Source organism: Kitasatospora sp. NPDC006697 (assembly GCF_042869935.1).
In the GTDB taxonomy this organism is placed as follows: Bacteria; Actinomycetota; Actinomycetes; order Streptomycetales; family Streptomycetaceae; genus Kitasatospora.
Map to the genome: position 1 here is coordinate 662,527 of NZ_JBIAGU010000001.1, position 18,643 is coordinate 681,169.

The window sequence follows — 18,643 nt, forward strand, 5'->3', positions numbered from 1 at the left end:
GATGGTCGGCCGCCAGCTGGCCGAGCAGCTGACCGTGCACTTCGGCGTGCGGGCCACCCAGGCCCCGCTGCGGGTGCTGGACGTCGGCTGCGGCCAGGGCACCCAGGCGATCCGGCTGGCCCGGGCCGGCCACTGGATCACCGGGCTGGACTCCGACCCGGTCACCCTGGGCGCCGCCCAGGCGATGCTCGGCGCCGAGCCGCCGCAGGTCCGCGACCGGGTCCGGCTGCTCAGCGGGGACGGCCACCACTGCGGCCGCTGGTTCGCCCCCGGCAGCTTCGACGTGGTGCTCTGCCACGGCGTGCTGATGTACCTGCCGGACCCGGGGCCGCTGGTCGCCTCGCTGGCCCGGATGGTGGCCCCCGGCGGCCTGCTCTCGCTGCTGGCCCGCAACCGGGACGCGCTGGCCATGCGGGCCGGGCTGACCGGCGACTGGCGGGCCGCGCTGCAGGCCTTCGACTCGGACCACTACACCAACCGGCTGGGCCTGACCGCCCGAGCCGACCGGCTGGCCGACCTGGCCACCACGCTGCGCGAGGTCTCGGTGCCGCTGCGGCACTGGTACGGCGTGCGGGTCTTCACCGACGCGACGCCCGACCACGCGGCCCCGGTGGACGGGCGCCAGCTCGGCCAGCTGCTGGACGCCGAGGACCGGGCCGGGCGGGTCGACCCGTACCGCCAGGTGGCCGCGCTGCTGCACCTGGTCGGCACCAAGTAGGCCGCCCGGCCGGCGGGCGTCAGCCCTCCTGCAGGCTCATCGAGTAGATCTCCCGGCCGTCCTCCAGCAGCAGCACCCGGTCGACGCCGTCCGCCGTGAGGGTCTTCCACTCCTCGCCGATCCAGCTCTCCGCGTCGCCCTGGCTGCCGAACTCCTCGGCCGCCGCGCCGTCCCCGAGCACCGCGCTGTCCGCCGCCAGGTACTGCCACGTCCACGCCATGGTCCCGCTCCGCTCTCTCGCCACACTCCTGGACAGGCAGGCTGCCCGCCCTGCCACCGCTCAACCCCGGTGCGTCAGGATGGAGCGTATGACACGCACCCTGATCCTCGGCGGGGCCCGTTCCGGCAAGTCCACCAAGGCCGAGCAGCTGCTGGCCGGCCATGAGGACGTGCTCTACGTGGCCACCGGCGGCAGCCGCGAGGGCGACCCGGACTGGGCCCGGCGGGTCGCACTGCACCGCGAGCGCCGCCCGGCCGGCTGGCGCACCGCCGAGACCTGGGACCTGGAGCGGGTGCTCGCCGACACCGCCGACCCGGCCCCGGTGCTGGTCGACTGCCTGGGCCTGTGGCTGACCCACGTGATGGACCGGGCGAACGCCTGGCAGGACGCCGACTGGGAGCAGCACGCCGAGGCCGCGGTGGGCGAGCGCTGCGCCGGGCTGGCCGAGGCGGTCCGGCTGACCGGGCGCCGGCTGGTGCTGGTCAGCAACGAGGTGGGGATGGGCGTGGTGCCTGGCACCCCGGCCGGCCGGCGGTTCCGGGACACCCTGGGCCGGCTCAACATGGCGGTGGCCGAGGCCGCCGACCAGGTGCTGCTGGTGGTGGCCGGGCAGCCGCTCACCATCAAGAACGCCGCCTCCTGACCCCACTGGACCGCACCCCTGATTGGTAGGGTTCCCCGCGATGGACACCACCGTGGATCTCGATATGTTCGCCTCGCTGGTCGAGCGCCCCGACGACGCCGCCCGCCGGGCCGCCGAGGAGCGCCGGCAGGAGCTGGACCTGCCGCGCGGCGGTCTGGGCAGGCTGGAGGAGCTGGCCGGCTGGCTGGCCGCCGTCCAGGGCGCCTCGCCGGTCCGCCCGGTCAGCGCCGCCAAGGTGCTGCTCTTCGCCGGCGACCACGGCATCGCCGAGCTGGGCGTCTCCCGGCTGGCCCCGGCCGGCGGCACCGCCGCCCGGGTGCGCGCGGTGCTGGACGGCAGCGCGCCGGTCGCCCGGCTGGCCCGCCGCTACGGCGCCGAGCTGCGGGTGGTCGACCTCGCGGTGGACGCACCGGAGGACGCCTTCCCGGAGGAGGTCAGCGTCCACCGGGTGCGGCGCGGCTCCGGCCGGATCGACCGGATGGACGCGGTGACCGCGGAGGAGGCCGCCCGGGCCTTCGCCGTCGGCACCGCGCTGGCCGACGAGGAGGCCGACCTCGGCACCGACCTGGTGCTGCTCGGCGACCTCGGGGTCGGCTCGACCACCGTCGCCGCGGTGCTGGTCGGCGCGCTCTGCGGCACCGACGCCGCCGCCGTCACCGGCCGCGGCTCCGGCATCGACGACAAGGTCTGGATGGTCAAGTGCGCCGCCATCCGCGACTCGCTGCGCCGGGCCCGCCCGGTGCTCGGCGACCAGCTGGCGCTGCTCGCGGCCACCGGCGGCGCCGACTTCGCGGCGATCACCGGCTTCCTGCTGCAGGCCGCGGCCCGCAAGCTGCCGGTGGTGCTGGACGGCGTGGTCTCGGCCGCCTGCGCGCTGGTCGCCCAGCGGATCTCCTTCCGGGCCCCGGAGTGGTGGCGGGCCGCCACCCTGACCGGCGAGCCCGCGCTGGCCAAGGCCTACGACCGGCTCACCCTGACCCCGCTGCACGACCAGCAGGTCACGATGGGCGAGGGGGTCGGCGCACTGCTGGCGCTGCCGCTGCTGCAGGCCGCCTCCGACACCCTGGCCGAGGAGCTCTTCGAGCCCGCCCACCCGGCCGCGCCGCGCACCCCGCCCCGGCTGCCCACCGCCGCCGAGCTGCTGGGCAAGCTCTGAGCGCAGCACCGTCCGGGCCGGCCCTGCGCTGGCCCGGACTGCGTTTCGCCTTCGGCACCCTGACGGTGCTTCGGGTCAGGGTGCAGCGCTGGGACCGGGAGGCCGGCGGGCGGGCGATGCTGGCCGCGCCGCTGGTCGGGCTGGTGCTCGGTGCGGCGGCCGGCGGGCTGGGCGCACTGGTCGCCCCGCGCGGTGGGCCGTTCCTGGCCGCCGTCGCGGTGCTCGCCGCGCTGGCCGGGCTGACCCGCGGCCTGCACCTGGACGGCCTGGCCGACGTGGCCGACGGCCTGGGCAGCGGCAAGCCGGCCGAGGACGCGCTGCGGATCATGAAGCAGTCCGACATCGGGCCGTTCGGGGTGCTCACCCTGCTGCTCCTGACGGCCGCTCAGCTGGCCGCGCTGGCCCAGCAGTTCGGGCACTCTGCGGAGCGCGGCCTGCTCGCCGCGGTGACCTGCGCGGTGGCCGGGCGGTGTGCGCTCGCCTGGGGGTGCCTGCGCCCGGTGCCGGCCGCCCGACCCGGCGGGCTGGGCGCGATGGTGGCGGCCACCGTGCCGCCGCGGGCCGCGCTGGCGGTCACCGCGCTGGCCGCGCTGGCACTCGCCCTGATCGGCCGTCACCCGCGCTACGCGCTCGCCCTGATCCTCGGTCAACTGGCCGCCGCCGCGCTGCTGCGGCGCTGCGTGCGGCGGTTCGGCGGGATCACGGGGGACGTGCTGGGCGCGATGGTGGAGACCGCGGCGACCGCCGCCCTGCTCTCCGTCACACTCGGTCCCTGACCCGCTGCGGGCCGCTCGCGGCGGCCTTCCCCGTCCCTCCCGAGGGGGGCGGCATCCCAGTATGCGGACTACCATGCGGTGAGCACCGTAGCCCTGCGCCGTCACGGCGGAGCATGCTGGGGCTGTAGCCATGCCGCACATCCGGCCGTGGACCGCGAAAGAACAGGACGCAATTACGTGACTGCACTCTCTGTGAGCACCTCCTCCGCCACCGCGCTGCGCGCGGACGCCGTGGTGATCGGCGTGGCCAAGGGCCCCAAGGGCCTGGTGCTCGCCACCGGCGCGGAGGCGGTGGCCGAGGCGTTCGAGGGCCGGCTCGCCGACCTGCTCACCACCCTGGGCGCCACCGGTGCCGAGGGCGAGGCCGTCAAGCTCCCGGCGCCGTCGGGCGCCAAGGCCGGCTACGTGCTGGCCGTCGGCCTCGGGGACGCCGAGGGCGGCTTCGGCGCCGAGGCGCTGCGCCGGGCGGCCGGCGTGGCCGCCCGCACCCTGGCCGGGGCGAAGAAGGCCGGGCTGGCGCTGCCGGCCGAGAGCCCGGAGGAGGTCGAGGCGGTCGCGCTCGGTGCGCTGCTCGGCGCCTACGACTTCACCGCCTACCGCACCGCCGAGGGCGGCAAGGAGCCGGTCGGCGAGCTCTCGCTGCTGACCACCCGCAAGGCCGGCAAGGAGGCCAAGGCCGCGGTCGAGCGCGCCACGGTCCTCGCCGAGGAGATGAACCGGGCCCGTGATCTGGTCAACACCCCGCCGAACGACCTGAACCCGAAGTCCTTCGCGGCGATCGCGCAGACCGTCGGCAAGGAGCACGGCCTCAAGGTCGAGGTGCTGGACGAGAAGGCGCTGGCCAAGGGCGGCTTCGGCGGCATCCTGGGCGTCGGCATCGGCTCGGCCAACCCGCCGCGGCTGGTGAAGGTGGCGTACACCCACCCGAAGGCCAAGGCCACCCTCGCCTTCATCGGCAAGGGCATCACCTACGACTCGGGCGGCATCTCGCTGAAGCCGGCCGGCCACAACGAGACCATGAAGTGCGACATGGCCGGCGCCGCCGCCGTCTTCGCCGCCGTGGTCGCCGCCAAGCGGCTGGGCCTGGCCGTCAACGTCACCGGCTGGCTGGCGCTGGCCGAGAACATGCCCTCCGGCTCCGCCACCCGCCCCGGCGACGTGCTGCGGATGTACGGCGGCAAGACCGTCGAGGTGCTGAACACCGACGCCGAGGGCCGCCTGGTGCTGGCCGACGCGATCGTCCGGGCCGGCGAGGAGGGCCCGGACGCGATCGTCGACGTGGCCACCCTGACCGGCGCGATGGTGCTGGCGCTGGGCAACCGCACCTTCGGTGTGATGGCCGGCACCGACGAGTACCGCGAGAAGCTGCACGCGGTGGCCGGCCGGGCCGGCGAGCAGTCCTGGCCGATGCCGCTCCTCCCGGAGCTGCGCAAGGGCCTGGACTCGCCGGTGGCCGACATGGCCAACATGGGCGAGCGGATGGGCGGCGGCCTGGTGGCCGGCGTCTTCCTCAAGGAGTTCGTCGCCGACGGCATCGACTGGGCGCACCTGGACATCGCCGGTCCGGCCTTCCACGAGGGCGCGCCCTACGGCTACACCCCGAAGGGCGGCACCGGTTCCGCGGTGCGGACCCTGGTGCAGCTGGCGGCGGAGACCGCCCAGGGCTGAGTCTCGGAAGTTCCCCCAGCGGGCCCGGTGCGGACATCGCACCGGGCCCGCCGGGCTTCCGGGCCGAATTCCGGGTTACCGATTGGTAGCGGCCCGGCGCCGCACGGATCTCTGTTCGCCTCCGGCGAAACTTTGTTCCACTGCACGGAATTCGACGCCCGCGGAGCGTGCCGCCGGGCCCGCCGCGGCCCGCCGCCGCACGGCTGTGACCTGCGCAGACGGACCTCACAACGGGTCCCGCCGGGGTGTCGGTCCGCTTGCTGGACCACCACCGGAGTGGACCCGGCCAACAGTCGCGTTGAACAAGTGCGAAGATGTATTTCCGGCACGACTGGGCGCCTCACAAGGGCTTCCGACCCCGGCACAACCAGAACCGGCGGAACCAGCACCGGCCCGGACGATCCACACCCATTGCATGGAGGACGTGACGTGGCGAACGACGCCAGCACCGTTTTCGACGTAGTCATTCTCGGAGGCGGAAGCGGCGGTTACGCCGCGGCGCTCCGCGCCGCTCAGCTCGGCCTGAGCGTGGCCCTGGTCGAGAAGGGCGAGCTGGGCGGCACCTGCCTGCACCGGGGCTGCATCCCCACCAAGGCGCTGCTGCACGCCGCCGAGATCGCCGACGAGACCAAGGAAGCCGCCGAGTTCGGCGTGCTGGCGACCTTCCAGGGCATCGACATCAACGGCGTCCACAAGTACAAGGACGACGTCATCGCCGGCCTGTACAAGGGTCTGCAGGGCCTGGTCGCCTCCCGCAAGGTCACCTTCATCCAGGGCGAGGGCCGGCTCTCCTCGCCGACCTCGGTGGACGTCAACGGCCAGCGCGTCGAGGGCCGCCACATCGTCCTCGCCACCGGTTCGGTGCCGAAGTCGCTGCCCGGCCTGGCCATCGACGGCGACCGGATCATCTCCTCCGACCACGCGCTGAAGCTCGACCGCATCCCGCAGTCCGCGGTGATCCTCGGCGGCGGCGTGATCGGCGTCGAGTTCGCCTCGGTCTGGAAGTCCTTCGGCGTCGACGTGACCATCGTCGAGGCCCTGCCGCACCTGGTCCCGCTGGAGGACGAGAACTCCTCCAAGCTGCTGGAGCGCGCCTTCCGCAAGCGCGGCATCAAGTTCGAGCTCAAGGCCCGCTTCTCGGGTGTCGAGTACACCGAGACGGGTGTCCGGGTCTCCACCGAGAACGGCAAGCAGATCGACGCCGACCTGCTGCTGGTCGCGATCGGCCGCGGCCCGGTCTCGCAGGGCCTGGGCTACGAGGAGGCCGGGCTCGCGATGGACCGCGGCTACGTCCTGGTCGACGAGTACATGCGCACCAACGTGCCCACCGTCTCCGCGGTCGGCGACCTGGTCCCGACCCTGCAGCTCGCCCACGTCGGCTTCGCCGAGGGCATCCTGGTCGCCGAGCGGCTGGCCGGCCTGAAGGCCGTGCCGATCGACTACGACGGCGTCCCGCGGGTCACCTACTCCAACCCCGAGGTCGCCTCGGTGGGCATCAGCGAGGCCAAGGCGGTCGAGCTGTACGGCAAGGAGAAGGTCGTCACCCTCAAGTACAACCTGGCCGGCAACGGCAAGAGCAAGATCCTCAAGACCGCCGGTGAGATCAAGCTGGTCCAGGTCAAGGACGGCGCCGTGGTCGGCGTCCACATGGTCGGCGCCCGGATGGGTGAGCAGGTCGGCGAAGCCCAGCTGATCTACAACTGGGAGGCGCTGCCCGCCGAGGTCGCGCAGCTGATCCACGCGCACCCGACCCAGTCCGAGGCGCTCGGCGAGGCGCACCTCGCGCTGGCCGGCAAGCCGCTGCACGCGCACGACTGACCGCTCTCGCCCGCTCCACTTATCCGAACGTCCTGAACGCAAGACTTGATAGGAGTCGCTGAAACCATGGCGGTCTCAGTAACGCTGCCCGCGCTGGGCGAGAGCGTGTCCGAAGGTACTGTCACCCGCTGGCTGAAGGCCGAGGGCGACCGAGTGGAGGCCGACGAGCCGCTGCTCGAGGTGTCGACCGACAAGGTCGACACCGAGATCCCCGCGCCGGCCTCCGGCATCCTCGCCTCGATCAAGGTCGCCGAGGACGAGACCGTCGAGGTGGGCGCCGAGCTGGCGATCATCGACGACGGCTCGGGTGCCCCGGTCGCCGCCGCCGCTCCGGCCGCCGAGGCCGCGCCGGCCCCGGTCGCCGAGGCTCCGGCCGCTCCGGCCCCGGTTGCCGCCGCCCCCGTCGCCGAGGCCCCGGCCGCTCCGGCCGCCCCGGCCGCCCCGGCCGGCGACGCCACCCCGGTGCTGCTCCCGGCGCTCGGCGAGTCGGTCACCGAGGGCACCGTCACCCGCTGGCTGAAGGCCGAGGGCGACACCGTCGAGGTCGACGAGCCGCTGCTCGAGGTCTCCACCGACAAGGTCGACACCGAGATCCCGTCGCCGGTCGCCGGCACCCTGGTGAAGATCCTGGTGGGCGAGGACGAGAGCGCCGAGGTCGGCGCCCAGCTCGCGCTGATCGGCGCCGCGGGCGCGGCCGCCGCCGCTCCGGCTGCCCCGGCCGCCCCGGCTCCGGTGGCTGCTCCGGCCCCCGCCGCCGCCCCGGCCCCGGTTGCCGCCGCTCCGGCTGCTCCGGCCCCGGCCCCCGCTGCCGCTCCGGCGCCCGCGCCGGTTGCTGCTCCGGCCCCGGCTCCGGTCGCCGCCGCTCCGGCTGCTCCGGCTCCGGTCGCTGCCGCCCCGGCCGCCGCCGCCCCGGTCGCCGACTCGGGTGACGCCTACGTCACCCCGCTGGTCCGCAAGCTCGCCGCCGAGCAGGGCATCGCCCTCTCCGCCGTCACCGGCACCGGCGTCGGCGGCCGCATCCGCAAGCAGGACGTGCTCGCCGCGGCCGAGGCCGCCAAGGCCGCCGCTGCCGCCCCGGCCGCCGCCGCTGCCCCGGCCGCCGCGCCGAAGGCCGCCGCCGCCCCGTCCCCGCTGCGCGGCCAGACGGTCAAGATGACCCGCATGCGCAAGGTCATCGGCGACAACATGATGAAGGCGCTGCACGAGCAGGCCCAGCTGACCAGCGTGGTCGAGGTGGACATCACCAAGATCATGTCGCTGCGCGCCAAGGCCAAGGAGGGCTTCGCCGCCCGCGAGGGCGTCAAGCTCTCCCCGATGCCGTTCTTCGTGAAGGCCGCGGCCCAGGCGCTGAAGACCAACCCGGTCGTCAACGCCCGGATCAACGACGCCGAGGGCACCATCACCTACTTCGACTCCGAGAACATCGGCATCGCCGTGGACTCGGAGAAGGGCCTGATGACCCCGGTCATCAAGGGCGCGGGCGACCTCAACATCGCCGGCATCGCCAAGAAGACCGCCGAGCTGGCCGGCAAGGTGCGCGACAGCAAGATCACCCCGGACGAGCTGTCCGGCGCCACCTTCACCATCAGCAACACCGGCTCCCGCGGCGCCCTCTTCGACACCGTGATCGTCCCGCCGAACCAGGCCGCCATCCTGGGCATCGGCGCGACCGTCAAGCGCCCGGTCGTCATCGAGTCCGACGGCGGCACCGCCATCGGCATCCGCGACATGACCTACCTCTCGCTCTCCTACGACCACCGCCTGGTGGACGGCGCCGACGCCGCCCGCTACCTGGTGGCCGTCAAGGAGATCCTCGAGGCGGGCGAGTTCGAGGTCGAGCTCGGCCTGTAAGGCTCTCGCACGACGCAACGCCGTCGGCCGGCGCCCCCTTCGGTAGGGGGCGCCGGCCGACGGCGTTTCAGGTTCTGCGGAGCGGTTCAGGTCCGGATGACCTTGACCTGCTCCTGCTTCGACCGCTCGGGCGCCGTACAGAAGCGAAGCATGTCGTCGAGGTCACTGGTGTAGACGATGACCGGCCCCGGCATCCGCAGGGCCGTAGCGGCAACCACGGCGTCGATCGCGTACTTGTGCCCGTGCAAGCCGTGCTCCCGGAGCAGCCCGGCCGCCTGGAGCGCGATCTCCTCGGTCACCGGCTCGATCTCCAGCTTGGCCAGCACGTAGCGGACCCGCTCCCGACGCACCGCCGCATGGTCCGCCTCCGGGATGGTCAGCGCGCTGATCACCGCGCGGGCACAGAGCTTCCGCGCCAGGTCCAACCGCTTGACCGCCTTCTCCTCTCCCCGGAAGAGCTGGGAGAGGCCCTCGCTGTCGAACAGGAAGGTTCCGCCGGTCAACCGAGCCCCATCGCCTCGCGCCACTCCTGCTCCACCTCCCTGGTAACGGCCTCGCTGAACGGACCGTTCTCGGCCAGGTAGTCGCCCACCAGTTCGCCGAGCTTGTCGAGGGCGATCCGCCGCTCGACCGCCTCCGTGACGTATCGGCTGAACCCTCGTTTACCCACGCGGGCCTTGATGTCCTCCACCACGCTGCCGGGCATCGACACGCTGACCTTGATCGCGTAGTCCGGCTCCGCCGATCCGCTCCCCAGCGGTTCGGCCTCCTCGGCGGCCTCCCTCTCGACCGGTGCGGCCACCGTCACCGGCTCGGCTTTCTCGACCGGTCTCGGCTCCGCCTTCCGGCTCCTGGCCGCCGGAGCAGCGGTGCGGGGCTTACGGGCCTTGGCGGGCTTCTCCATGAGCTGTGCTCCCATGCTGCCGAATTTACTACCCGAAGTATCAATCTACCCTCGATCGGCCTTCCCTTCCTCCATTCCAGCGAGCGCCCGAGCGCCCTCCACGGCGCGTGGGCATGCGTTCGCGCCCCGCAACGGGGATGCTGGGGGGCGTGATGTACGAGACCGACTTCTGGCAGATCATCGACGAGTCGCGGGACGCCGCGGAGGGTGATCCGGAGGAACAGGCCGACCTGCTGGTGGAGCGGCTGGTGCAGCTGACGCCGGATGAGGTGATCGACTTCGCGCGGCTGTTCGAGGCGCGCTTCCAGCGGGCGTACACCAGGGAGCTGTGGGGCGCCGCCTACCTGCTGCTCGGCGGGGCCTCGGAGGACACCTTCGACTACTTCCGGTGCTGGCTGATCGCCCAGGGGCGGGAGGTCTTCGAGGGCGCCGTGCACCAGCCGGACGACCTGGCCGACCTGGTCCCCGACTTCGACGAGGAGGAGGACGGCGACGCCGAGGAGGTCGGCTACGCCGCCGACGAGGCGCACGAGCAGCTGACCGGGCTGCCGCTGCCCGACCTGGGCAGCGAGCAGCCGCGCCGGCCGACCGGGCCGCAGTTCGACTTCGACGACCCGGCCGCGATGGCGGAGCACTTCCCGCGGCTCTGGGAGCGTTACGGACGCTAGCTAGGCGGCGTTCGGCAGGGTGACGGGCACGATGCCGGAGACGATCTGGTCCAGCCTGGCCGCCGGGGGCGCGCCCGGGTCGTCGTCGGCGGAGCCGACCATGGTGGTGTACCCGCCGTTGGGCGAGGGCACCGCGACCAGCAGCAGGAAGCCCGCCGTGCCCTGCTGCGGGACGACCCGCCAGCGGACCGCGAAGCCGGCCAGGCCGGCCACCGTGGTGGGGCCGCTGGCGAGCTCCTGGTGGCTGGTGAGCGGGCCGAAGAGCTGGGGCGCGTAGCTCGCCATGGTCTGCCGGGCCACCGACTCGGCGTCCGTCCCGGCGGTCGGGGCGGCGTCGATCGAGAAGTTGCCGCGCACGCAGCCCTCCGGGTTGGCGCACCGGTAGGGGCCGGTGACCAGCAACACGGTGGTGCCCTGGTCGTGCTCGGCGGTGGTCCAGCCGGACGGCACCGGGACGGTCCAGCCGTGCACCTGGTCGCGGACCGGGCTGCTGGACGGCACCGGCGTGCCGGGGGTGCCGGGCGCGCCGGGCGTCGCGGGCACCGGGCTTTGCGGCACGGGCTGCTGCCCGCCCGCCGCCGGGCCGGAGGGCAGCGCGCCGGTGGGGATCGGTGCGGGCGCGCTCGCGGTCGGGCGGTGGCCGGCGGTGCCGCGCAGCAGCACCGCGGACACCCCGGCCACCAGCACCACCAGGACCAGCGCACCGGCCAGCAGCCCGACCCCCAACCCGGTCCGCTTCGGCTCGGCCGGCGGGTACGGCGGCGGCGGCGCGTACGGCACGCCGGCGGGCGGCGCCGGGTAGCCGAACCCCGGGCCCGGCGGCTGGGCCGGCGGGAAGCCGTACCCCGTGCCCTCCCCGCGCTCCGCCCGCAGTCGCTCCGCGACCAGCTGCTCCGCCATCACCTGCTCCGGCACCGCCGGGTGGCCGTACGCCGGGGAGGCGTCGGAGACCACCGAGCCGCCGGGCCCGGGCCCGGGCGCCGGCGGCACGGGCAGTGCCGGCGGCACCGGCACGGCGGGCAGCGGACGCGAGCGGGCGCTCCATTCGCGCCCGTCCCAGAAGCGCTCGTACCCGGCGGCCTGCGGGTCCGGGTACCAGCCGGGAGGAGTGGAGATGGTCACGGCCGTACCGTACCGGGCGGGGCCGCCACCGAAACAGACCGGGCGACCCGGGCCGGCTGCCCGGTCGGACCACCTGATGGCGGGTCACCCGCTCTCCCCCGCCCGCCGGCTGCCAAGATGGCCCCATGCGCATCGCTGTCACCGGTTCCTCGGGCCTGATCGGCTCCGCCCTGGTCCGCTCCCTGCTCTCCGACGGCCATGAGGTGCTGCGGCTGGTCCGCCACCGCAGCGCGCTCGGCGTCCAGCCCGACGGGTCGGTCGGGGTCGGCTGGAACCCGGTCCGCGGCGAGCTGGAGCGCGACGCGCTGGCGGGCACCGAGGCGGTGGTGCACCTGGCCGGCGCCGGGGTGGCCGACCACCGCTGGACGGACGCCTACCGGCAGCGGATCCGGGACAGCCGGGTGCAGGGCACCCGCACCCTGGCCGAGGCGCTGGCCGGGCTGGACACCCCGCCCTCGGTGCTGGTCAGCGGCTCCGCGGTGGGCTTCTACGGGCAGACCGGCGACCGGGTGATCGACGAGTCGGCGCCGGCCGGCGAGGACTTCCTGGCCGAGGTCTGCGTGGAGTGGGAGGGCGCCGCCCGGGCCGCCGTGGAGGCGGGCATCCGGGTCGCGCACCCGCGCACCGGGCTGGTGCTGAGCGCCGACGGCGGGGCCGGGGCGCGGCTCTTCCCGCTCTTCAAGCTGGGCCTGGGCGGCCGGCTGGGCGCGGGCGACCAGTACTGGAGCTTCATCTCGCTGGCCGACCAGGTCGCCGCGCTGCGGTTCCTGATCGACCGTCCGGAGCTGACTGGTCCGGTGAACCTGACCGCGCCGCACCCGGTGACCAACGCCGAGCTGACCGAGGCGCTGGGCCGGGTGCTGGGGCGCCCGACGGTCTTCGCGGTGCCGGAGGCGGTGCTGCGGCTGGTGCTGGGCGAGATGGCGGTGGAGGTGGTGGGCAGCCACCGGGTGCTGCCGGAGAAGCTGCTCGCGGCCGGCTTCGAGTTCGCCCACCCGGACGTCGAGTCGGCGCTGCGCGCCGCACTCTGACGGCCCGTGCGCCGCAGCGGCGGCGGACCGCTCCCCGGAGCGGGACGGAGCACGCGCACCGGGGGCGCACGCGACGGCGCACGCCGCCGATGCGTGCCCCCAGCGCGTGCAACCGGCGGGGCGCGGCGCTCGCCGATCCGGGCCACTCCCCCTGCCTGATCAAGACATTGACTGGGCATCACCCCCTGGACCGTCCCGGCACGCCCGCAGCCGTCCGCCGGCCGGAGCTCCGGGACCAGGGAGGGAGCTCGCCCGTGACCCCTAACGACTTCACCCGCCGGATCCGGCCCGACGACCCCGACGCCGTCGTGGTCGGCGCCGGACTGGCCGGTCTGGCCGCCGCCCGTGCCCTCAGCGCCGCCGGACTGCGCGTCCAGGTGCTGGAGGCGACGGACCGGATCGGCGGCCGGATGGCCGACCACCAGCTGGACGGATACCGGCTGGACCACGGCGGCCACCTGCTCAACACCGGCTATCCCGAGCTGGTCCGCCGGCTCGACCTGGCCGACCTGCAGCTCAGCCCGCTGGCCGCCGGGGTGCTGGTGCACAGCGCCGGCCGGCGCTACCGGGTGGGCGCCCCGCAGCTCACCGGCGGCGCCCGGCAGGCCGCGAGCCGGTCGCCGCTGGGCAGTCCGCTGGAGAAGGCCCGGCTCGGCGCGACCCTGGGGCGGCTGGCCGGCGCCCCGGTGGAGAAGGTGCTGGCCCGGCCGGAGACCACCGCCGCCCGGGCGCTGGCCGAACGCGGCCTGCCCGGCCGGGTGGTGGACGGCTACCTGCGTCCGCTGCTCACCGCACTGCTCAGCGATCCGGCGCTGGGCACCAGCAGCCGGGTCGCCGACCTGGTGCTGCGCGGCTACGCCCGGGGACGGCTCGCGCTGCCCGCGGCCGGCACCGCCGCCGTGCCCGCGCAGCTGGCCGAGACCCTGCCGCCCGGCACCGTGCGCCTGGACACCCGGGTGACGTCGGTCGGCGCGGACGGGGTGCGGACCGCCGAGCACGGCCGGATCGGTGCCCGGGCGGTGGTGCTGGCCACCGACGCCCGGTCGGCGGTGGAGCTGCTGCCGGGGCTGCGGCTGCCCGACTTCCATCCGGTGACCACCTACTACCACACCTGCGCGGCCACCCCGCTGGCCGAGCCGGTGCTGCTGCTGGACGCGGACCGCACGGCCGGGCCGGCGCCGGTCTCGCACTCCCTGGTGCTCAGCCAGGTGCACGAGTCCTACGCCCCGGCCGGGCGCACCCTGGTCGCCACCACCGTGCTGGGCCGGCGGGCCTTCGCCGGCGGACCGGCGGCCGCCGAACCCGTGGTGCGCGAGCGGCTGGCCGAGCTCTACCAGCTCCCCACCCGGGAGTGGGAGTTCCTGAGCGTGCGCCACCTGCCGGACGCCGTCCCGGCGATGCCGCCGCCGCACAACTTCCGCCGCCCGGTCCGGGTGCTGGCCGGCCTCTACGTCTGCGGGGACCACCGGGACACCAGCAGCGCCCAGGGCGCCCTGGTCTCCGGCCGCCGCGCCGCCGCGGCCGTCCTGCGCGACCTCGGCCTGACCCCGGCGGCCACCCGCCAGGACCAGGCGGCGGCCTGACCGGGCCGCCCGCCCAGCACTCCCGCGGTCCCGGGCCCCACACCGGGACCGTGCACCTCTGACGACTTGTCGACACCCTGGCCAGGGGGCCGGCACCGGCGTTCCCTACGATCTCCGCGTGCAGACCACTCGGATACCCCGCGCCGCCCTCCTGCTGTGCGCATCGGCCCTGCTCACCGGCTGCGGCACCAGCGGCGGTTCGGCCGGCCTCGCCGCCGCCCCCTCCCCCGTCGGCTCGGCCGACGCCGCCCGGGCCGGGCAGCAGCTGCTCGGCGAGCTGCTGGCCGTGCCGCCGGGCGCCGACGCCTGGTCCAGGAACCCGACCGGTGTGCTGGACCGGACCACGGTGGTCCACGCGTTCTACGCCGAGACCAGCTGGGACAGGGCCGATGCCGAGACCACCCGGCGCGGCTTCGTCGCCGCCGCCCGGCACGGCTGGACCAACCCGGACGGCTCGCAGTGCGACGTGCTGCTGATCGAGTTCCAGACCCCGGGCGGCGCCACCAGCATGGCCGACAGCTTGAGCGAGGACTGGAAGTTCGCCGAGGACGGCGACCGGTTCGACGACCACGACGTGCACGGCTCGGGGTTCGTGGAGAGCAAGCCCGACCCGGCCGGCCTCACCGCCGCCGAGGTGGTGGCCACCCACCGCACCGTGCTCGCGTACGTCGCCTACCTGGGCAACGGCAAGCCGGACCGGGCCGCCGCCGAGCGGATGATCAAGGACCAGATCAACGCCCTCGGCGGCGTCTGACACCGCGGCCGGGTCCGACACCGCGGCCGGCCTCAGATCACCCCCGCCTGGCGGGCCGCCTCCTCGAAGGCCCGGGCCGCCGGGCTGCCGCGGTAGGGGGCGAGCCGGCGGTGGAAGTCGCGCAGGTACTCGACGGTGCGGGCGGAGCGCATCTCGCCGGCCGAGCGCAGTGCCTCGGTGGCCAGGCCGCAGGACTCGTCCACCTCGCCCATGCCGAGCCGGGCGGCGGCCAGCACCATCCGGCAGAACACCCGGCTGCGGGCGTAGCCGGCCGCGCGCAGCCGCAGCGACTTCTCGGCGTGCTGGGCGGCCGGGCGCCACTGCTGGAGGTCCCGGTAGCAGTGCGCGAAGTCGTCGGCCAGCTGGGCCTCGTCGAAGTACCGCGCCCAGGACGGCAGGTCGTCGCCCGCCCGGGCCAGCGCCAGCGAGCGCTCGGCCCGGACCAGTGCGGTGGTGCAGGACCGCACGTCGCCCAGCACCCCGTGCCCGCGCGCCTCGGCCGCGTGCATCAGCGCCTGGATGGTGGCCGGGGCCGAGGTGCCGACGCCCTGCTGGGCCACCCGGGCCAGCTGCACCGCCTCCCGGCCGTGGCCGAGGTGCACCGCCTGCTGGCTCATGGTGATCAGCACGTAGCCGCCGAGCACCCGGTCGCCGGCCGCCTGGGAGAGCCGCAGCGACTGCACGAAGTAGCGCTGGGCCAGCCCGTGCGCGGCGATGTCGAAGCTGGTCCAGCCGGCCAGCCTGGTCAGGTCGGCGACCGCGCCGAACAGCGCCCGGCCGATCTGCTCGCCGTAGCGGCCGCGCAGCATCGGCTCGGCCTCGCTCTCCAGGTAGCGGACCAGTGCCTGCCGGGCGTGCCCGCCGCCGTAGGCGTTGTCCAGCGCCCGGAACAGGTCGCCGACCGCGCGCACCGCGGCGATGTCCCCGCGGCCGACCCGCAGCCCGGCCCGGCCCGGGCGCGACCGCTCCTCGGCCGGCCCGCCCTGGGCCGGCCCGGTCACCGGCACCGTGCGGGTGCCGGAGACCAGCGGGCGGCGAGCCTGGGAGGGCACCCGGCCGGCCGGGGTGCTGCGCGGGCCGGGGCGGCCGTCGTTGCGGTCCGGGTGGTCGAGTCCCGGGTCGAGCTTGGCCAGCGGGCCGTCCGGGCCGGAGACGTAGATGCCGGCCGAGCCGTCCCGGGCCACCTGCTCGTCGGTGCGCCCGATCAGCCAGTCCCGGCTGGGCACCACCAGGCCGGCCGGGGTGAAGGCGATCCGGCGCAGCTCGGACTGCGGGCCGGTGTCCTTGCGCCACATGCTGGAGACGATGTCCACCGCCTCCTGCGGGGTCTCCGCGAACTCCAGCCCGGCGTAGACCGGCGCACAGGCGTCCAGCCCGATGTCCTGGGCGGAGAGCCGGCGGCCCAGCCTGCGGGTGAACACCTCGGCGATCAGCGCCGGCGTGGCGCCGCGCGGCTGCTGGCCGCGCAGCCAGCGGGTCACCGAGGTCTTGTCGTAGCGCAGGTCGAGCCCGTGCTCCAGGCCGAGCTGGTCCACCCGGCGGGCCAGACCCGCGTGGGAGAAGCCGGCCTCCTCGATCAGCGCGGCCAGCAGCGGGTTCTGCGCCCGGCCGGCCTCGGAGTGGGTGGCGGCGTCGGCCGCCGGTCCGTCCGGGCCGTCCGGATGGTGTCCGGCATCCTGGCGCTGCCCGGGCAGGGCGGTGCCATGGCGGACCGAGTCGCCGTGCGGCGCGTGGTCAGGGTGCCGCTCGTGCGGGTCCATCGGGTCCAGCGCGTCCACCGGGTCGAGTGGACCGTAGGCCGGGCTGTCGGTTGCAGGCCGTTGGGACATGATCAGTCAACACCTCTCGGACGCCGCTGTCCGGGCCCCCGGTGCCATGCGCGACGCCCCTGTCGGGAATCGGCGTGAATGTAGCGAGCATTCAGGCGCTATGGGCGGATCTGGCCGGGCAATCCTCCGAACGGGTGAAGGGAGGGCGCCCGATCCGCTGAAGAAGGGGCGCTCGGGGTTTGGCGGGGCGCGGTGTCGGCGGGGGCCGCCCCGGGTGTGCGGGAGCGCTACCCACGGAAGTGGTGACATGGCGTCAGGCGCCATGCGGGCGAGGGGGCGCGGACGGCTGCCGGAGGGCGGGGGCGGGCCGAAGTGGACCGGACGCCCCACGGACGGGCTCCGCACCCCGTCCGCCCGCCGTTCCCCCGGCCCGGACCGGACGGATCGTCAGTTCCCGGCCCCTGCCAGGCGTCAACCCGACGCCCCGGAACGGCGTCGCACCGTGCGCGCTCTGACACCATGTCAGGACCCATGAGCCGCTTCACCCCCGACCCCGATCCCGAGGCAGACCCTGCCCGCGCCCTCCCCGCGCCGCGCCGGTCGCCGGAGCCGCACGGGAGCGCGGCCGGGAGCGCGGCGGGGCGGGGCGCCCCCGAGGGCCGACCGCGGTCCGCCGATCCGCGGGTCGGCGAGCAGCGCGGCGCCCCGGCGCCGGCGCCCCGGTCCGGCGCCGCCCCGGACCGGCTGACCGGCCTGGTGCTGCGCGGCGCCGGACCCGCCGAGCTGGTCGCGGAGCTGGGCATCGCGCTCGGCGCCCGGGTGGCCGTGCTGGACGCCGACGGCCGCGCGGTGGCCGGCCGCCCGGCCCGCTGGCGGACGGCGGCCGCCGCGGTCGAGCGCTCCCGCGCCGAGGGCCGCGCGGTGCCGGACGGCGACGGCTGGCTCTGCGCCCTCTCGGCCGGCCCGGAGCGGCTGGGCAGTCTGCGGCTGGCCGGCCGGGTCGAACTGGGCGAGACCGACCGCCGCCTGTTCGAGCAGGGCGCGGTGGCCGCCGCCGCCCTGCTGCTGGTGCGCCGCTCCGCCGCCACCGCGCGCCAGCGGGCCCGCGGCGAGCTGCTGGCCGACCTGCTCACCGCAGCACCCTCCCCCGAGCCGGACCGGCGGCCGGCCGCCCTGCTGGCCCGGGCCCGCCGGCTCGGCCTGGACCTGACCCGCCGCCACCACCTGCTGGTCGCCGACGCCGGCCCGGACAGCCGGCGCCGCCTCACCCGCGCCGCCGAGCGCCACCTGGCCGACCGCGCCGGCGCCGTCACCGAGCACGCCGGCGCCGTGGTGCTGCTGCTCCCGCTGGAGGCCGAGCCGCCGCCCGGCCAGTGCGCCGCCGACCGGCTGGCCGCCGTGACGGCCCGGGAGCTGGGCCGGTTGACCGACCTCGCGGTGACGGTCGGCGCCGGACCGCCCGTGGACGCCCCCGCCGAGCTGCCCGCCGCGCACGCCGAGGCGGTCCGCTGCGTGCGCGCCCTGCGGGCGCTGGGCCGGTCCGGCCGCGGCGGCTCGGTGCAGTCGCTGGGCTTCGTCGGCGTGCTGCTGGGCGCCGGGCCCGACCCGGCCGGCTTCGTCGAGCGCACCCTGGGCCCGCTGCTCGGCTACGACGCGGCGCGTGGCACCGAGCTGGTCCGCACCCTGCGCGCCTACTTCGGCTGCGGCACCAGCCTGACCAGGGCCAAGGAGGAGCTGGGGGTGCACGTGAACACGGTGGTGCAGCGGCTGGACCGGGTCGCCGCACTGCTCGGTCCGGACTGGAGCGCGCCGGAGCGCGCACTGGAGCTGCAGCTCGCGCTGCGCGTCCATCCGCTGCTGAACCGACCGCTCTCGGACGCCTGAGCGACCAGGCGTACAGTGGCGAGGTTGGCGGGTCGGCCGTTCGGCCGTACCGCGCGTCGCCTGGTAGGAGCAGTGGTG

General features: G+C 75.5%; 16 protein-coding genes and 1 pseudogene. 12 read left to right on the forward strand and 5 right to left on the reverse strand.

All coding sequences use genetic code 11. The annotated features are described in order from the left end of the window. The first annotated feature begins 1 nt into the window (after position 1). Positions 2-718 (forward strand): class I SAM-dependent methyltransferase, encoded by a 717-nt coding sequence (locus ACFYNO_RS02960; RefSeq protein WP_388004167.1) that lies wholly within the window; start codon positions 2-4, stop codon positions 716-718. A gap of 19 nt (positions 719-737) precedes the next feature. Here the strand turns inward: ACFYNO_RS02960 and ACFYNO_RS02965 are convergent, their stop codons facing one another. After that, the gene (locus ACFYNO_RS02965; RefSeq protein WP_388004170.1) at positions 738-938 is read right to left on the reverse strand and encodes a hypothetical protein; all 201 of its coding nucleotides are present in this window, start codon (positions 936-938) and stop codon (positions 738-740) included. Between the two features lie 94 nt (positions 939-1,032). Here ACFYNO_RS02965 and cobU point away from each other — a divergent pair. From cobU to sucB, 6 genes and pseudogenes are all read left to right on the forward strand, one after another. Further along, positions 1,033-1,581: pseudogene (gene cobU, locus ACFYNO_RS02970) on the forward strand (bifunctional adenosylcobinamide kinase/adenosylcobinamide-phosphate guanylyltransferase); the annotation flags it as partial. A gap of 40 nt (positions 1,582-1,621) precedes the next feature. Further along, positions 1,622-2,737, forward strand: a complete 1,116-nt coding sequence (locus ACFYNO_RS02975) for a nicotinate-nucleotide--dimethylbenzimidazole phosphoribosyltransferase (RefSeq protein WP_388004173.1) — start codon at positions 1,622-1,624, stop codon at positions 2,735-2,737. Further along, the gene (locus ACFYNO_RS02980; protein ID WP_388004341.1) at positions 2,734-3,513 is read left to right on the forward strand and encodes an adenosylcobinamide-GDP ribazoletransferase; all 780 of its coding nucleotides are present in this window, start codon (positions 2,734-2,736) and stop codon (positions 3,511-3,513) included. Before ACFYNO_RS02975 ends, ACFYNO_RS02980 begins: the two co-directional genes overlap by 4 nt. A gap of 177 nt (positions 3,514-3,690) precedes the next feature. Beyond that, entirely contained in the window at positions 3,691-5,181 is a 1,491-nt protein-coding gene (locus ACFYNO_RS02985; RefSeq protein ID WP_388004175.1) for a leucyl aminopeptidase, read from the forward strand. A 429-nt stretch (positions 5,182-5,610) separates the two neighbouring features. Beyond that, positions 5,611-6,999 carry a dihydrolipoyl dehydrogenase gene (gene lpdA / locus ACFYNO_RS02990; RefSeq protein ID WP_388004178.1) on the forward strand — a complete coding sequence of 463 codons (1,389 nt, stop codon included), beginning with the start codon at positions 5,611-5,613 and terminating at the stop codon, positions 6,997-6,999. A gap of 66 nt (positions 7,000-7,065) precedes the next feature. Continuing rightward, positions 7,066-8,850 (forward strand): 2-oxoglutarate dehydrogenase, E2 component, dihydrolipoamide succinyltransferase, encoded by a 1,785-nt coding sequence (sucB, locus tag ACFYNO_RS02995; RefSeq protein WP_388004181.1) that lies wholly within the window; start codon positions 7,066-7,068, stop codon positions 8,848-8,850. Between the two features lie 86 nt (positions 8,851-8,936). Here the strand turns inward: sucB and ACFYNO_RS03000 are convergent, their stop codons facing one another. Continuing rightward, positions 8,937-9,353 carry a PIN domain-containing protein gene (locus ACFYNO_RS03000; protein ID WP_388004184.1) on the reverse strand — a complete coding sequence of 139 codons (417 nt, stop codon included), beginning with the start codon at positions 9,351-9,353 and terminating at the stop codon, positions 8,937-8,939. Then, positions 9,350-9,769: a hypothetical protein gene (locus ACFYNO_RS03005; RefSeq protein WP_388004187.1), complete on the reverse strand. Its 420-nt coding sequence runs from the start codon at positions 9,767-9,769 to the stop codon at positions 9,350-9,352. The genes ACFYNO_RS03000 and ACFYNO_RS03005 overlap by 4 nt, the downstream gene beginning before the upstream one ends. 137 nt (positions 9,770-9,906) lie before the next feature. Here ACFYNO_RS03005 and ACFYNO_RS03010 point away from each other — a divergent pair, with 137 nt between their 5' ends. Next, positions 9,907-10,422: a DUF4240 domain-containing protein gene (locus ACFYNO_RS03010; protein ID WP_388004344.1), complete on the forward strand. Its 516-nt coding sequence runs from the start codon at positions 9,907-9,909 to the stop codon at positions 10,420-10,422. Here ACFYNO_RS03010 and ACFYNO_RS03015 read toward each other — a convergent pair whose 3' ends face one another. Continuing rightward, positions 10,423-11,544, reverse strand: coding sequence for a DUF2510 domain-containing protein (locus ACFYNO_RS03015; RefSeq protein ID WP_388004190.1), 1,122 nt, complete (start codon positions 11,542-11,544; stop codon positions 10,423-10,425). Positions 11,545-11,669: 125 nt separating this feature from the next. Here ACFYNO_RS03015 and ACFYNO_RS03020 point away from each other — a divergent pair, with 125 nt between their 5' ends. The 3 genes from ACFYNO_RS03020 to ACFYNO_RS03030 all read left to right on the forward strand — a co-directional run bounded on the left by ACFYNO_RS03020 (position 11,670) and on the right by ACFYNO_RS03030 (position 14,912). Continuing rightward, the gene (locus ACFYNO_RS03020; protein WP_388004193.1) at positions 11,670-12,575 is read left to right on the forward strand and encodes a TIGR01777 family oxidoreductase; all 906 of its coding nucleotides are present in this window, start codon (positions 11,670-11,672) and stop codon (positions 12,573-12,575) included. Positions 12,576-12,829: 254 nt separating this feature from the next. Then, entirely contained in the window at positions 12,830-14,158 is a 1,329-nt protein-coding gene (locus ACFYNO_RS03025; protein WP_388004196.1) for an NAD(P)/FAD-dependent oxidoreductase, read from the forward strand. 118 nt (positions 14,159-14,276) lie between these two features. Further along, positions 14,277-14,912 carry a hypothetical protein gene (locus ACFYNO_RS03030; protein ID WP_388004199.1) on the forward strand — a complete coding sequence of 212 codons (636 nt, stop codon included), beginning with the start codon at positions 14,277-14,279 and terminating at the stop codon, positions 14,910-14,912. Positions 14,913-14,944: 32 nt separating this feature from the next. On the opposite strand, the gene ACFYNO_RS03035 is transcribed toward ACFYNO_RS03030, so the two are convergent. Beyond that, on the reverse strand, positions 14,945-16,741 hold the full coding sequence (locus ACFYNO_RS03035) for a regulator (protein WP_388004202.1): 1,797 nt from the start codon (positions 16,739-16,741) through the stop codon (positions 14,945-14,947). A 471-nt stretch (positions 16,742-17,212) separates the two neighbouring features. Here ACFYNO_RS03035 and ACFYNO_RS03040 point away from each other — a divergent pair, with 471 nt between their 5' ends. Next, entirely contained in the window at positions 17,213-18,565 is a 1,353-nt protein-coding gene (locus tag ACFYNO_RS03040; RefSeq protein WP_388004205.1) for a PucR family transcriptional regulator, read from the forward strand. Positions 18,566-18,643 lie beyond the last annotated feature (78 nt).

Coding starts and splice junctions, on each gene's coding strand:
- ACFYNO_RS02960 (WP_388004167.1), top strand. CDS start 2: ATGGTCGGCCGCCAGCTGGCCGAGCAGCTGACCGTGCACTTCGGCGTG.
- ACFYNO_RS02965 (WP_388004170.1), bottom strand. CDS start 938: ATGGCGTGGACGTGGCAGTACCTGGCGGCGGACAGCGCGGTGCTCGGG.
- ACFYNO_RS02975 (WP_388004173.1), top strand. CDS start 1,622: ATGGACACCACCGTGGATCTCGATATGTTCGCCTCGCTGGTCGAGCGC.
- sucB (WP_388004181.1), top strand. CDS start 7,066: ATGGCGGTCTCAGTAACGCTGCCCGCGCTGGGCGAGAGCGTGTCCGAA.
- ACFYNO_RS03005 (WP_388004187.1), bottom strand. CDS start 9,769: ATGGGAGCACAGCTCATGGAGAAGCCCGCCAAGGCCCGTAAGCCCCGC.
- ACFYNO_RS03010 (WP_388004344.1), top strand. CDS start 9,907: ATGTACGAGACCGACTTCTGGCAGATCATCGACGAGTCGCGGGACGCC.
- ACFYNO_RS03020 (WP_388004193.1), top strand. CDS start 11,670: ATGCGCATCGCTGTCACCGGTTCCTCGGGCCTGATCGGCTCCGCCCTG.
- ACFYNO_RS03035 (WP_388004202.1), bottom strand. CDS start 16,741: ATGTCCCAACGGCCTGCAACCGACAGCCCGGCCTACGGTCCACTCGAC.
- ACFYNO_RS03040 (WP_388004205.1), top strand. CDS start 17,213: ATGAGCCGCTTCACCCCCGACCCCGATCCCGAGGCAGACCCTGCCCGC.